The organism is Streptomyces sp. EDA2-14, from assembly GCF_054963755.1.
Map to the genome: position 1 here is coordinate 152,854 of NZ_JBUEGE010000003.1, position 14,320 is coordinate 167,173.

At 72.3% G+C, this 14,320-nt stretch carries 13 protein-coding genes; 1 reads left to right on the forward strand and 12 read right to left on the reverse strand.

The window, feature by feature from the left end:
- Positions 1-10: 10 nt before the first annotated feature.
- The 11 genes from ACY34M_RS10525 to ACY34M_RS10575 form a co-directional block, all read right to left on the reverse strand.
- Positions 11-1,492, reverse strand: a complete 1,482-nt coding sequence (locus tag ACY34M_RS10525) for an AlkA N-terminal domain-containing protein (RefSeq protein ID WP_462719342.1) — start codon at positions 1,490-1,492, stop codon at positions 11-13.
- A 126-nt stretch (positions 1,493-1,618) separates the two neighbouring features.
- Positions 1,619-2,137 carry an O-acetyl-ADP-ribose deacetylase gene (locus ACY34M_RS10530; RefSeq protein WP_462719343.1) on the reverse strand — a complete coding sequence of 173 codons (519 nt, stop codon included), beginning with the start codon at positions 2,135-2,137 and terminating at the stop codon, positions 1,619-1,621.
- Complete coding sequence (locus tag ACY34M_RS10535) at positions 2,134-3,552, reverse strand: phytoene desaturase family protein (protein ID WP_462719344.1); 1,419 nt, start codon at positions 3,550-3,552, stop codon at positions 2,134-2,136. The genes ACY34M_RS10530 and ACY34M_RS10535 overlap by 4 nt, the downstream gene beginning before the upstream one ends.
- Before the next feature lie 76 nt (positions 3,553-3,628).
- Complete coding sequence (locus tag ACY34M_RS10540) at positions 3,629-4,486, reverse strand: inositol monophosphatase family protein (RefSeq protein WP_462719345.1); 858 nt, start codon at positions 4,484-4,486, stop codon at positions 3,629-3,631.
- A 98-nt stretch (positions 4,487-4,584) separates the two neighbouring features.
- A complete protein-coding gene (locus ACY34M_RS10545) occupies positions 4,585-6,426 on the reverse strand; it encodes a gamma-glutamyltransferase family protein (RefSeq protein ID WP_462719346.1) in 1,842 nt (613 codons plus the stop codon).
- Positions 6,427-6,434: 8 nt separating this feature from the next.
- Positions 6,435-7,481, reverse strand: a complete 1,047-nt coding sequence (locus ACY34M_RS10550) for an ABC transporter ATP-binding protein (protein WP_462719347.1) — start codon at positions 7,479-7,481, stop codon at positions 6,435-6,437.
- A complete protein-coding gene (locus ACY34M_RS10555) occupies positions 7,478-8,494 on the reverse strand; it encodes an ABC transporter ATP-binding protein (RefSeq protein ID WP_462719348.1) in 1,017 nt (338 codons plus the stop codon). The genes ACY34M_RS10550 and ACY34M_RS10555 overlap by 4 nt, the downstream gene beginning before the upstream one ends.
- Positions 8,491-9,357, reverse strand: a complete 867-nt coding sequence (locus tag ACY34M_RS10560; RefSeq protein ID WP_462719468.1) for an ABC transporter permease — start codon at positions 9,355-9,357, stop codon at positions 8,491-8,493. Before ACY34M_RS10560 ends, ACY34M_RS10555 begins: the two co-directional genes overlap by 4 nt.
- A 5-nt stretch (positions 9,358-9,362) precedes the next feature.
- Positions 9,363-10,316: an ABC transporter permease gene (locus ACY34M_RS10565; RefSeq protein WP_462719469.1), complete on the reverse strand. Its 954-nt coding sequence runs from the start codon at positions 10,314-10,316 to the stop codon at positions 9,363-9,365.
- Between the two features lie 83 nt (positions 10,317-10,399).
- Complete coding sequence (locus ACY34M_RS10570) at positions 10,400-11,989, reverse strand: ABC transporter substrate-binding protein (protein ID WP_462719349.1); 1,590 nt, start codon at positions 11,987-11,989, stop codon at positions 10,400-10,402.
- A 274-nt stretch (positions 11,990-12,263) separates the two neighbouring features.
- On the reverse strand, positions 12,264-12,665 hold the full coding sequence (locus ACY34M_RS10575) for a cold-shock protein (RefSeq protein ID WP_462719350.1): 402 nt from the start codon (positions 12,663-12,665) through the stop codon (positions 12,264-12,266).
- 206 nt (positions 12,666-12,871) lie between these two features.
- Here ACY34M_RS10575 and ACY34M_RS10580 point away from each other — a divergent pair, with 206 nt between their 5' ends.
- The gene (locus tag ACY34M_RS10580; RefSeq protein WP_462719351.1) at positions 12,872-13,540 is read left to right on the forward strand and encodes a hypothetical protein; all 669 of its coding nucleotides are present in this window, start codon (positions 12,872-12,874) and stop codon (positions 13,538-13,540) included.
- Between the two features lie 29 nt (positions 13,541-13,569).
- Here the strand turns inward: ACY34M_RS10580 and ACY34M_RS10585 are convergent, their stop codons facing one another.
- Complete coding sequence (locus ACY34M_RS10585; protein ID WP_462719352.1) at positions 13,570-14,292, reverse strand: aspartate/glutamate racemase family protein; 723 nt, start codon at positions 14,290-14,292, stop codon at positions 13,570-13,572.
- Between the last annotated feature and the right edge of the window lie 28 nt (positions 14,293-14,320).

A 14,320-nucleotide genomic window follows, 5' to 3' on the forward strand; every position in this document is an offset into this window, starting at 1 on the left:
CTGGATTTCCTTACGCGGGAAGGAAGTTGATCGGGTGACTGTCGGTCGCCCACAGGTACTGGGTGGCGTACGCGCGCCAGGGGCGCCACGCCGCCGCGCGCGCGGTGAGCGCCGCCGGGGTGTGGGGCAGCCCCAACTCCTGCGCCGCACGCCGCATTCCGAGGTCCGTGGGGAGGAAGGCGTCCGGGTCGCCGAGGGCGCGCATGGCGATCGCCTCGATGGTCCAGGGACCGAATCCGGGCAGTTCGGCGAGCCGGGCGCGGGACTCCTCCCAGTCCGACTCGGGGCCCAGCGTCAGCTCTCCGTCGGCCAGTTGCCGTACGAGGGTGGTGAGTGTCGTGCGGCGGCTGCGGGGCAGCGCGAGCGCGTCCGGGTCGAGTGAGGCGAGGGCCGTCGGGGACGGGAAGAGGTGGGTGAGGCCGCCCTCGGGGTCGTCGACGGGGTCGCCGTGGGCGAGGACCAGACGGGCGGCGTGGGTGCGGGCGGCGGCCGTCGACACCTGCTGGCCGAGGACCGCGCGGACCGCGAACTCGGCCTCGTCGACCGTGCGCGGGACGCGGCGGCCGGGCGCCTTGTCGACCAGTGGCGCCAGGAGCGGATCGGTGCGGAGCTGGTCGTCGACCGCCACCGGGTCGGCGTCCAGGTCCAGCATGCGGCGGCAGCGGCTGATGGCCACGGTGAGGTCGCGCTGGTCGGTGAGGACGAGGCGGCAGTCGAGGTACGTGGATGTCGACGCGCCCGGCGGGGTGAGGCTCGCGATGCCGTGGCCGTGCGGGAGGCGCAGCGTGCGGCGGTAGGCGCCGTCGCGCCACTCCTCCACGCCCGGTACGGCGGTGGCGGCGAGGTGGCCGAAGAGGTTGTCGGGGTTGAGGGGCGCACGGAACGGCAGACGCAGGGTGAGCGCGCCGGGCACCGTGTCCGCCGTCCGCCGGGGCCTGCGGGTGCGCAGCTCGCTCGGCGAGAGGGCGTAGACCTCGCGCACCGTGTCGTTGAAGGTGCGGATGGAGGCGAAGCCGGCCGCGAACGCCACGTCGGACAGCGGGAGCCCGGTGGTCTCGATGAGCAGGCGGGCCGTCTGGGCGCGCTGGGCGCGGGCCAGGGCGAGCGGGCCCGCGCCCAGTTCGGCGAGGAGCTGCCGCTCGATCTGGCGGGCGCTGTAGCCGAGGCGGCGGGCCAGGCCGGGGACGCCCTCGCGGTCCACGACGCCGTCGCCGATGAGGCGCATGGCGCGGGCCGTGAGGTCGGCGCGGCGGTTCCACTCCGGGGAGCCGGGGCTGGTGTCGGGGCGGCACCGCTTGCAGGCCCGGAATCCGGCCTGCTGGCAGGCGGCGGCGCTGGGGTAGAAGCGCATGTTGCGCGGCTTGGGCGGCACGACCGGGCAGCCGGGGCGGCAGTAGATGCGGGTGGTGACCACGGCGGTGTAGAAGACCCCGTCGAACCGGGTGTCCTTGGCCTGCACGGCGCGTACGCAGCGGTCTGTGTCGGTGTGCATGTCTTCAGGATCGGGCAAGGTGAGCCGCCTGGCTGGCGGAAATTCGACATGTACGTCCGCCGTGGTTGCGGTCTCGGGGCGCTGCCCCGGGCCCCGCTGCTCAATCGCCGCAGGGGCTGGAAGTACTCAGGTACTCGAGAGGGCCCGCTCGAACGCCTCTCGCGCGCGGTCGTCGAAGACCACGAAGCGGATCTCCTGCACGGACGTGGCCGTCGTGCGGGCCGTCCGCACCGCGATGCGGGCGCCGTCCTCCAGGGGCCAGCCGTAGATGCCCGTCGAGATCGCCGGGAACGCCACCGTCCGCGCGCCCAGCTCGTCGGCCACGCGGAGCGATGCGCGGTAGCAGGAGGCGAGGAGGTCGGAGCGGTCCTCCGTCGTCGACCAGCGCGGGCCGACCGTGTGGATGACGTGGCGGGCCGGGAGGCGGCCCGCCGTCGTCGCGACCGCCCGGCCGGTGGGCAGGCCCTTGCCGTACTGGGAGGTCCGCAGGGCGCGGCATTCGGCGAGGATCTCGGGCCCGCCCTTGCGGTGGACGGCGCCGTCCACGCCGCCTCCGCCGAGCAGCGAGGAGTTCGCGGCGTTGACCACGGCGTCCACGTCCTGCTCGGTGATGTCGCCCTGGACCAGTACGAGTCGAGCGGTCATGACGCGCGCAGCCTCCTCCACACGGCCTTCGCCGCGTTGTGGCCCGACATGCCGTGCACGCCCGGCCCCGGCGGGGTCGCCGAGGAGCAGATGTACACGGCGGGGTGCGGGGTGGTGTACGGGGAGAGGGAGAGCTTCGGGCGCAGCAGGAGCTGGAGGCCGCTGGCCGCGCCGGAGGCGATGTCGCCGCCGACATAGTTCGCGTTGCGGACCGCGAGTTCGGGCGGGCCCGCCGTCGCGCGGGCGAGGACCCGGTCCCTGAACCCCGGTGCGAAGCGCTCCAGTTGACGCTCGATGGCGTCGGTGAGGTCGCCGTCCCAGCCGTTCGGCACGTGCCCGTACGCCCAGAACGTGTGCTTGCCCGCGGGGGCGCGCGTGGGGTCGGCGACGGTCGGCTGCACGGTGATGAGGAACGGCGCCTCGGGGCCGCGGCCCTCTCGGGAGGCGGCGCGCAGCGCCGTGCCGATGTCGCGGCGGTACGGGCCGACCTGCACCGTCCCGGCGGTGCGCGCCTCCGTCGCGGTCCAGGGCACCGGTCCGTCCAGCGCGTAGTCGACCTTGAAGACGCTCGCCCCGTACCGGAACCGGTCGTAATAGCGGCCGAGACCGGCGATCCGGGCGACGGCCGTCGGTGACGTGTCGAAGATGTAGGCGCGGGCGGGCGGCAGGTCGTCGAGCCGCTTCACCTCGTAGTCGGTGTGGACGGCGCCGCCGAGGTCCCTCAGGTACGCCGTGAGCGCGTCGGAGATCGCCTGGGAGCCGCCGCGGGCGACGGGCCAGCCGCGCGCGTGCGCGGCGAGCGCGAAGACCAGGCCGATCGCGGAGGTCGCGAAGCCGGACAGCGGCGCGATGACGTGGGCGACGAGGCCCGACAGCAGGGCGGGGGCCTTCTCGTCGCGGAAGCGGCGCATCAGCCAGGTCGACGGCGGCAGGCCGACGAGACCGAACCGGGCGAGGGTGACCGGGTCGCGGGGCAGTGCGCTCAGCGGCAGCGACATGAAGTCCCGCACGAGCGTGTCCCAGTGCGGCAGCAGCGGCTCGATCAGGCGCCGGTAGGTGCCCGCGTCGCGCGGGCCGAACGACGCGGCGGTCTCGGCGACGGACCGGGACAGGATCGCCGCCGAGCCGTCGGGGAACGGGTGTGCCATCGGCAGCTCGTGCTGCACCCAGTCGAGCCCGTAGCGCTCCAGCGGCAGGTCACGGAAGGCCGGGGAGTTGATCCCGAGCGGATGCGCGGCCGAGCACGGGTCGTGGCGGAAGCCGGGGAGCGTCAGCTCCTCGGTGCGCGCGCCGCCGCCCACCGTGCCCTTGGCCTCGAACACGGCAACGGAGAAGCCGCGCCTGGCCAGTTCAACGGCTGCGGTCAGCCCGTTCGGCCCCGCACCCACCACGACGGCATCGAGCATCGACGGCACCTTCGGACTCCTTTGTCAGCCGATGGCCACTGCCCGCACAGGATATGCCGGGCCACCGACAGCGCCGGTCCGCGGGTCAGCCTGCGAGCAGTCCCGCCACCCGGCGGGTGGTGTCCGCGTCCCGCGCCGCGGTGAACGGCAGCGCGTTCCCACCCCGGATGGAGAACGGGACGCCCGCCCGGCTGAGGTGTGCGCCGCCGGCCTCCTCGACCAGGAGCATCCCGGCCGCGTGGTCCCAGGCCAGCTCCCAGCCGAACGCGATCGCGTCCACCGTGCCGCGGGCGATGCCCAGGTACTCCAGGCCGGCCGAACCGCACGGGCGCGGCGCGACGCCTTCCGTGCGCAGGCCGAGCAGGGAGCGCTTCTGCTCGTCGGTCGTGAAGTCGGGGTGCGAGGTCGCGACCCGCAGGTCGGTGCCGGGGGCCGGGGCTCCGGCGTGCAGCACCTCGCCGTTGAGCCGCGCTCCCCTGCCGCGGACCGCGACGGCCATCTCGTCGAGCGCGGGCGCGTACGTCCAGGAGGCGAGCACCACGCCGTCGAGCGCGAGCGCGACGAGGGTGCAGAAGCCGGGGTCGCCGTGCACGAACTGGCGGGTGCCGTCGACCGGGTCGACGATCCAGACCGGGGCGGATCCCTGGATGGCCTCGTACGAGGCGGGGTCCGCCGCGACCGCTTCCTCGCCGACGACCACGGAGCCGGGCAGGAGGGCGGCGAGCTCGCGGGTGAGGTACTCCTCGGCGCGCTTGTCGGCGACCGTCACGAGGTCGTGCGGTGCGCTCTTCTCCTCGATCTCGTCGGCGTCGAGCCGCCGGAAGCGCGGGGTGATCTCGGCTGCCGCGGCGGCGCGGACGACGTCCTCGACGCCGGTCATGAGCTTGTGGTTGATGTTCTTGGTCAGAAAGTCTTCGATGCTTTCCGTCTTCGTTTCGATCATGGCTCCATGAGAACACACCCCACTGACAACGCCCCCACGGCAGGTGAATGGAGGACGGCCCCCGGATGATTTCCGGGGGCCGCACGCAGCGTGACCGGTCAGCGACCGACCGCGTATCCCTGCATGCCACGCGGGTTCGCCCCCGCCGACAGGACGCCGGTGCGCGGGTCGCGGGCCACGGCGCACAGGCGGCCCTCGGACCAGGCCTCGCCGACGGTCACGTCGTGGCCGCGGCGGCGCAGCTCGGCGACGACCTCCGCGTCCATGCGGGACTCGACGGTGACCGAACCGGGCCGCATCCCGCGCGGGAAGAAGGAGCCGGGGAACGAGTCGTTGTGCCAGTTCGGGGCGTCGATGGCGCCCTGGAGGTCGAGGCCGCCGCGCACCGCCCCGCGCAGCGCGACCGCCAGGAAGAAGTGCACCTGCCACTGGTCCTGCTGGTCGCCGCCGGGCGTGCCGAAGGCCATCACCGGGACGCCGTCCTTCAGGGCGAGCGACGGGGTCAGCGTGGTGCGGGGCCGCTTGCCCGGCGTCAGCGTGTTCGGCAGGCCCTCGTCGAGCCAGGTCATCTGGAGGCGGGTGCCGAGCGGGAAGCCCAGCTCGGGGACGACCGGATTGGCCTGCAGCCAGCCGCCGGAGGGCGTGGCCGCGACCATGTTGCCCCAGCGGTCGACGATGTCGATGTGGCAGGTGTCACCGCGGGTGGCGCCGTTCGCGGACACCTCCTCGACCGATCCGGACGTGTCGCTCTTCTGGACCGTCGGCTCGCCCGCGCCCGCGACGCCCATGGCGTCGAAGCCCTCCGCACCGGAGGCGACCGCGTGGGCGTGCGCGCTCAGGCGCGGCTCGACGCCGAGCGGGCTGCCCGGACGCAGCTCGTGGGACGCCTTCTCCGGGTCGATCAGGGCGCGCCGGGCGGCGTTGTACTCGTCCGACAGCAGCGCGTCCACGGGCACGTCCGCCGCGTCGCCGTACCAGGCCTCGCGGTCGGCCATCGCGAGCTTGCAGCCCTCGACGAGCAGGTGCACGTAGTCGGCGGAGCCGTAGGCGGGCAGCTCGGGCGGGAGCAGGGCGAGCTGCTGGAGGAAGGCGGGGCCCTGGCTCCAGCCGCCGACCTTGCACAGCGTCCAGCCGTTCCACTCGTACGTCGCCGGGGCCTCGTACGTCGCCGACCAGCCGGCGAGGTCCTCGGCGGTCAGCGTGCCCGCATGCCGCTCGCCGCTGGTGTCCTTCGTGGGCCGCTGGGCCTGGCGGACCAGGGCCTCGGCGATGAAGCCCTCGCGCCACACCTGGCGGGCGGCCTCGATCTGGGCGGCGCGATCGGCGCCGCCGGCCTCCTCGGACTCGGCTATGAGGCGCTTCCAGGTGGCGGCGAGCTGCGGGTTGCGCAGCAGTTCGCCGGGCTTGGGGGACGTGCCGTCGACGAGGTAGACCTCGGCGGACGAGGGCCACTCGGTCTCGAAGAGCTCGCGCACGGTCTCGACGGTCTCGCCGATGCGCTCCACGGGCGCGTGCCCGTCCTCGGCGTAGCCGATGGCGTACCTGAGGACCTCGGCGAGGGTCTTGGTGCCGTGGTCCTTCAGGAGCAGCATCCAGGCGTCGAACGCGCCGGGCACGGCGGACGCGAGCGGTCCGGTGCCGGGGACGAGGTCGAGGCCCAGCTCGTCGCGGTAGTGCGCGACCGTGGCCCCGGCGGGGGCGCCGCCCTGCCCGCACAGCACCCGCACGTCTCCCCCGGTCGGCGCCAGGATGATCGGGACCTCGCCCGCGGGCCCGTTCAGGTGCGGCTCCACGACGTGCAGCACGAATCCGGCGGCGACGGCGGCGTCGTAGGCGTTGCCGCCGTCCTCCAGGACCGCCATCGCGGACTGGGAGGCGAGGTAGTGCGTGGTGGACACCATGCCGAAGGTGCCCTGCAGGGTCGGGCGGGTGGTGAACAAAGGGGCTCCTAGCGGGTGGCGGTGCGGGTGGTGGGGATCGTACGAGAGGCTGCCGACGCCTCGGCCGGGGGTGCGGCCGCGTCCGGGGCCGTACCGTCCTCGGCTACGAGGTGGCAGGACACCTCCCGCCCGCCCTCCAGCGTGCGCAGCGCGGGGACTTCGGTACGGCAGCGGTCGACGGCGAGCGGACAGCGTGTGTGGAAGCGGCAGCCGGCCGGCGGCGCGAGCGGGCTGGGCAGCTCGCCGCTGAGGACGATGCGTTCGCGGCTGCGCTGTGTCGCCGGGTCCGGGACGGGCGCGGCCGAGAGCAGCGCCTGCGTGTAGGGGTGCTTCGGGTCCGCGAACAGCTCGCGCGTGGGCGCCTGTTCGACGATCTGGCCCAGGTACATGACCGCGATCCGGTCGGCGAGGTATTCGACGGCCGCGAGGTCGTGCGTGATGAACAGGCAGCCGAAGCCGCGGTCGCGCTGCAGGTCGGCGAGGAGGTTGAGGACCGAGGCCTGCACGGAGACGTCGAGCGCGGAGGTCGGCTCGTCGGCGATCAGCAGGTCCGGCTCGACGGACAGGGCGCGCGCGATGGAGATGCGCTGGCGCTGGCCGCCGGAGAGCTCGTGCGGGTGCCGGTCGGCGTGCTCGGGGCGCAGCCCCACCTGGTCGAGGAGTTCGGCCACACGCGCGCGTGCCGCCTCGCCCTTCGCGATGCGGTGCAGCTTGAGCGGCTCGGCGATGATCTGGCCGACCGTCATCCGCGGGTCGAGCGAGGACGAGGGGTCCTGGAAGACCAGGTGGAAGTCCTTGCGCAGGGGCCGCAGGGCGCGCCGCGACATGGTGGTGACGTCGGTGCCGTTGATGCGGACGGTGCCGCCGGTGGGCTCGTCGAGGCGGACGGCGCAGCGGCCGACGGTCGACTTGCCGCTGCCGGACTCGCCGACGAGGCCGACGACCTCGCCGCGCCCCACGGTCAGGGTGACGCCGTCGGCGGCGCGCACGGTGCCGCCGGAACCCGCGAAGTGCCGTTCCAGGTCGATGAGTTCAAGCACGGGCGCGGCGCTCATGAGGCGGTCTCCTGGAGGGTGTGCGGGTGCCAGCAGGCGGCGCGGTGCGGGGCGTCGGCCCCGGCGTCCGCGGCGACGGCCCTGAGGCCGGGGCGGCTCGACGTGCAGGTGTCGTCGGCGCGGGCGCAGCGCGGCGCGAAGGTGCAGGCGTCGGGCTGGGAGTCGAGGCTCGGCACGAGGCCGGGGATCTCGGGGAGCCGCCGCTTGCCCTCGCCGCCGGGGCGCAGCACGGCGGAGAGCAGTCCGCGCGTGTACGGGTGCTGGGGCTCGGCGAACAGCTCGTGCACCGGCGCCTGTTCGACGGGGCGGCCCGCGTACATGACGAGCACGCGGTCGGCGGTGTCGGCCACCACGCCGAGGTCGTGCGTGATGAGGACGATGGCGGTGCCGAGGCGTTCGCGCAGCGACTGGAGGACCTCCAGGATGCCCGCCTGCACGGTGACGTCGAGGGCGGTCGTCGGCTCGTCGGCGATGAGCACCGCCGGGTCGCAGGCCACCGCGATGGCGATCATGACGCGCTGGCGCATGCCGCCGGAGAGCTGGTGCGGATACTCGTCGACGCGCTCGGCGGGCGCGGGGATGCCCACGAGGTCGAGGAGTTCGACGGCACGCGCGCGTGCCTCCTTCTTGCCGATCCCCTGGTGGCGGCGGAGCACTTCGCCGATCTGCCGCCCGATGGTGAGCACCGGGTTCAGGGACGTCATGGGCTCCTGGAAGATCATCGCGATGTCGTTGCCGCGGATCTTCCCGTACGCCTTGTCGTCGGCGCCCGCGAGCTCCTTGTCGCCGATGCGGACGGAGCCGGTGATGTGCGCGGTGGGCGGGAGCAGCCCCATGACGGCCATGGAGGTGACGGACTTTCCGCAGCCGGACTCCCCCACCACGGCGAGCACTTCGCCGGCGCGCAGGTCGAACGAGACCTGGTCGACGGCGTGCACGGTGCGGGTGTCGGAGCGGAACGAGACCGACAGGTCGCGGACGCTGAGGACGGGATCGGAGGTCTCGGATGTCATCGGGTCGCTCCACGGGGGTCGAGGACGTCGCGCAGGCCGTCGCCCAGCAGGTTGAACGCCAGCGTCGCGGCGACGACCGCGAGGCCGGGGAACACCGCCATCCAGGGCGCGGGCGCGAGGAAGGACTGGGCGGAGGACAGCATCACGCCGAGGGACGGCTCGGGCGGCTGCACGCCGAGGCCGAGGAAGCTGAGCAGGGCCTCGCCGATGATGGCGGTGGGGATGCCGACGGTGGCCTGCACGATCAGCGCCGAGGTGGCGTTGGGCAGGATGTGCCGGAACAGGATGGTGCCGTCCGCCCCGCCGTTGGCGACCGCCGCGGCCACGTAGTCCACGTGCTTGAGGCGGAGCGTCTCCGCGCGGGAGATCCGGATGACGGCCGGGATCTGCGAGATGCCGATGGCGATGGTCGCGTTGGTGAGCGAGGGGCCGAGCACGGCGGCGAGGCCGACGGCCAGGACGAGGAACGGGAAGGCGAGCATCGTGTCGGTGACGCGGGACACGACGCTGTCGGCGACCTTGCCGTAGTACCCGGCGAGCAGCCCGAGCGGGACGCCGACGACGAAGGCGAGGACGACGGCGAGCACACCGACCTGCATCGAGGCGCGGGCCCCGAACACGACGCGGGACAGCTGGTCGCGGCCGAGGTCGTCGGTGCCCAGCCAGTGCGCCCAGCTGGGCGCGGCGAGCACGTTCTCGAAGTCCGCGCGGGCGGGGTCGTACGGGGCGACGAGCGGTGCGAACAGCGCGGCGAGCACGAAGATCGCGGCGATGACGGCGCCGGTCATGGCGAGCTTGTTCTTGCGCAGGGCGCGCAGTTTGGCGTTCCCGGCGGCCCGGGCGCGTATTCCTGTGAGAGCCAGCGTGGTCACCGGGCACCTCCGAGCCGGATGCGCGGGTCGATGACCGAGTACGCCACGTCGACCAGCAGGTTGATGAAGATGTACGCGAACGACGTGCACAGCACCACGCCTTGCAGCGTCGCGTAGTCGCGGGTGAAGACGGCGTCGATGGTGAGCTTGCCGAAGCCGGGGAGCACGAAGATCTGCTCGGTGACGACGGCGCCGGAGATCAGGTGGCCGAGTTGCAGACCGAGCACGGTGACGACGGTGACGAGCGAGTTGCGCAGCGCGTGTCCGCCGACCACCTCGCGGCGCGAGAGGCCCTTGGCGCGGGCCGTGCGCACATAGTCCGCGGAGAGCGAGTCGAGCATCGCGGCGCGGGTCTGCCGCATGACGACGGCGGCGAGCCCGGAGCCGAGGACGATCGCGGGCAGCACCATGCGGCGCAGGTTGTCGATCGGGTCGGTGCCGAAGGGGACGAAGCCGGAGGCCGCGAAGACCGGCACGGCGATCGCGAAGGCGAGGACCAGGACGATGCCGAGCCAGAAGGTGGGCACCGAAAGGCCGAGCAGGGCCAGCGCGTTGGCGATCCACTCTGCTGTCTTTCCGCGCCGAATCGCGGCGACGACACCGGCGCCGACCCCGAGGACGATCGCCAGCAGCAGCGACAGCGCGGCGAGTTCGAGGGTGACGGGCAGCGCCTGCGCGATGGCGTCGGAGACCGGGAGCCCGGTGCGCGAGGAGTTGCCCAGGTCGCCCTGGAGCGCGTGCCCGATGAACCGGCCGTACTGGACGACGATGTTGTCGTCGAGACCGTACGCGGCCCGGATCGCGGCAAGCGCCTTCGGGCTGCGCTCTTCGCCGGCGAGCGCGAGCGCCGGGTCGCCGGGCAGCGCGCGGATACCGGCGAACACGACGATCGACACGAGGAACATGGTGATGACGGACTGCCGGATGCGGGTCAGCACGTACGCGGCCATGGGGTGCCCGGCGAGCCAGCCGGACTTCTTCGACACGGGCTTCTTGACACCTGATTGAGTGGGCGTCACTTCTTGGGCGGTCGTCACTTGGCGTACCCCGCATCCTTGACCCGGACGAGGCCGTCGCCGTAGACGTGCAGGCCCGCGACGTCCTTCCCGGTGACGACGTAGTTCTTCTGGCGGTAGAGGTAGATCAGGGTGTGCTCGGCGTTCACCTTGCGGATCAATTCGGCGTAGATCTTGTCGCGTTCGGCGGGGTCGGACTCGGTGCGGCCGCGCTTGATCAGCTCGTCGATCCCGGGCTTGCCCAGGCCGTAGGCGTTCATCGCGCCCTTGGTCTGGAGGAAGCTCGCGATGTTGCCGTCCGGGTCGAGACGTCCGGACCAGCCGCTCTGGAAGGCCTGGTAGTGGCCGTCGTCGGTCTCCTCGAGCATGGTGGCGTACTCGGTCGGGCGCAGCGTGAGGGCGAATCCGGCGTCCTTCACCATGGCCTGGATGACCTGCCCGATGCGGCTCCACTCGGGCGTCGTGGGGATCTTCAGCTCGATGTGCACGGCGCCCTTGACCCCGGCCGCCTTCAGCAGCCGCTTGGCCTTGGGGACATCGCGCTTCGGGCACTGGGAGGGCTTGACGCCGGGCGCGATCGCGGACGCCGGGGACATCGGGCCGCAGGCGGGCTCGTACATGCCCTGGAAGGCGACCTTGTTGATGAGGTCGCGGTCGATGGCCAGCTCGAAGGCCTCGCGGACGCGGACGTCCTTCGCCATCGGCGTGTCGACCTTGCCCGGCGCCTGGCCGAGACCCTTGACGTTGCCGACGTTGATGCCGATGCCCTGGTAGCCGAGCGAGGGCGAGTTGAACAGCCGCAGCTTGTTGTCGGTGAGCGCGCTCTTCACGTCGACCGGAACCATCTGGTCGCCGATCTGGACGTCGCCGGAGCGCAGATTGGCGAGGCGGACGCTGCCGTCGGGGATCGGCTTGTAGATCACCCTGTCCAGGTGGACGTCCTTGGCGTCGTAGTAGTCCGGGTCCTTGGCGACCACGATGCGGTCGCCGCCGACGCGCTCGACGAACTTGAACGGGCCGACGCAGGACGGGTGGTTGGTGAAGCTCTTGCCGTACTTCTTCAGCGCGGTCGGCGACATCACCATGCCGGCCCGGTCGGCGAGCACCGCGGTCAGCGGCACGTACGGCTGCTTGAGGGTGAGCCGCACGCTGTACGGGCCCGTGGCCTTCGCCGACTTCAGCGGGGCGAGTTCGGTGGCGCGGGCCGAGCCGGGCAGGTCGCGGTGGCGCAGCAGCGAGGTGACGACGGCGTCCGCGTCCAGCTTGGTGCCGTCGCTGAACCGGGCGTCTTTACGTACGTCGAAGGTGACGGTCCGGCCGTCCTTGGAGACCTCGGGCTGCCGGGTCGCGAGCTGCGGCACGACCTTGCCCTTCTGGTCGACGTCGTAGAGCTTCTCGCACATGCCCGCGAAGACCGTGCGGCCCACGAGGGTCTGGGCCAGGGTCGGGTCGAGCTTGTCCGGGTCGGCGTTGAGGGCCACGGTCAGCGTTCCGCCGTCGCGGACGGGACGGTCGTCGGTCATCCGCTCGCCGCCCACCTCCGTGGCCGAGGACTGCAACGAGCCGCAGCCCGCCAAAGTGGACATCGCCAGGACAACTGCCGTCATGGCAACCGCTGTTCGGCGCACGAGGGCTTACCTCCGCCAAGGATGAGGGGTGGGCGATCGGTGAGCGATCAAGGAATACGGAAGAACGTATTTCGCATACAGTCCGCACACAAGAGGGTTGTCCGGGATCCGGACAACCCTTGATGAAGATTGGATAACCTCGACCGACAAAAGGCGCCTCTGCCCACAAATCGCCCACACACCGCGGGCCGCGGACCACAGCTCGGCCCGGCCCGGCCCGGCCCGGATCAGTTCAGCTCAACCCGGCTGAAGCTCAGCTGTCCACCCAGCCGTGCTTGCGCCCGCTCTGCACCAACTCCCGGCGAATCGCCAGGATCTGCTCACCCGTCAGGGAAGGCGCGGAGCGCAGCAGCAGCTCGGTGACCTCATTCGTGAACTCGTCGACGCGCAGCACATCGCACATCACGTCGTCGCCGTCGCCCGCGTGCCGTCCGGAGGACGGCGCGGAGGCCCCCTCGGCGAGCTGCACCGACGAGGCCTTGGGGCCGCGGTCGCCCTCCTCGATGTCGAAGGAGACCTTCAGCCCGGTGCGCAGATACGACTCGGGGATCAGCAGGTCGTTCACATGCAGGAAGACGTCCTCACCGCCGTCGTCCGGCGCGATGAATCCGTACCCACGCGCTCCGTCGAAGCGCACCACACGACCAGCTACCACGCCGACCCCCAACCACCTGGGCGGACCCTGTGCCCGCGGCCTCCAACAACGTTTGCGGATCCTACCGGTCCGCCCCGGCAAACCCACGGACCCGCCGGGCCGACGCCCCAGCGTGATGTCGCAGTGACGGAAGTGGCGGTATCCGCACACAGCAACTCATGTGAGACTGGCGTCCCCCACCCGCCCTGACGTAAGGGACGTACGCCGTGCGTTCTCTCCCGCTCCCGGTCGCCCTGACCGCACGCCTGCTGCCCGTCGCCGTGCTCGCCTGCGCGGGCTGGGCCTACGCCTCGGGCCCGAACACGGACTCCGCGAGCGACGGCGACCGCCCCGAGGCGGCCCCGCAGTCCTCGTCCGCGTCCGACGAGCCCGGTGCCGAGGTGGCCACGAAGACATTCGCCAAGCCGCCCGCGCCCTGCGAATCGCTGCCCGCCTCGACCGTCAAGTCCCTCGTGCCGGACGCCAAGACGGCGGGCAAGGAGCTGTCGGCCACCGACGAATCGGTCCGCCGCGGCTGCTCGTGGAGCGCCCTGAAGGGGTACGACTACCGCTGGCTCGACGTCTCCTTCGAGGTGAAGGACTCCGACGACCTGGCGAAGAAGGCGTTCGCCGCCGGGGACGGCGAGAAGCGGACCAGCCCGCTCAGGGGCCTCGGGGACGAGGCGCGCGTGACGAGTTCGCTCACGACGAAGGACAAGCAGGACACCCGCGAGTCCGTCGTGACGGTCCGCACGGGGAACATGCTGCTGACCGTCACCTACAACGGCAGCGACTTCGAGTCGAAGAGCGCGCCGTCGAACGACACCGTGATCAGAGGCGCCCGCAAGGCCGCCGGGGACGCGGCGGCCTCGCTCGACTCCGGGAAGACCGGCTAGGTCCCTTCCGGCGGAGGGGCGCCGGCCGGTCAGCCCCGCGGCGGCCAGTTCTTGAACCGCTTCGGGCGCGGCGGCGCGTACGTGCGCACCTTCGACGTGGTCAGGCCCATCCGGACCAGCGACTCGGCCACCGTCACGGCCGCGGCGACACCGTCGACGACGGGCACCCCGGTGCGCGCCTTGACCTCGTCGGCGAGGCCCGCCATGCCGCCGCAGCCCAAACAGATCACCTCGGCCCGGTCGTCCTCGACGGCTCGCGCGGACTGCTCCACGATGGCCTTGACGGCGGCGTCCGGGTCACGTTCGAGGTCGAGGACGGCGAGGCCGCTGGCGCGTACCGAGGCGAGCCGGTCGGTGAGCCCGGCCAGCTTGAGTCGGTCCTCGATGAGCGGCACGGCCCGGTCGAGCGTGGTGACCACGGAGTACTTGTGCCCGAGGTACTGGGCGGTGCTCGCGGCGGCCTCCGTGATGTCGACGACCGGTACGTCGAGGAGTTCCTGGAGCCCCTCGCGGCCGTGCTCGCCGTAGCCCGCCTGCACGACGGCGTCGAAGGGCTCCGGGTAGGCGCGGACCGTCTCCATGACGGCGATCGCGGCCAGGTAGCTCTCGTAGTTGCCCTCGCAGGAGTCGGGGCCGAACGCCGGGGTGAGCGGCACGATCTCGGTGCCCGGCGAGGCCACGGCCCTGGCCTGCGCACCGATGCTCTCGGTCATGTCCTCGGTGGTGTTGACGTTGCAGACGAGAATGCGCATGGCGGGCTACAGCTTTCTTCTTGTTGTG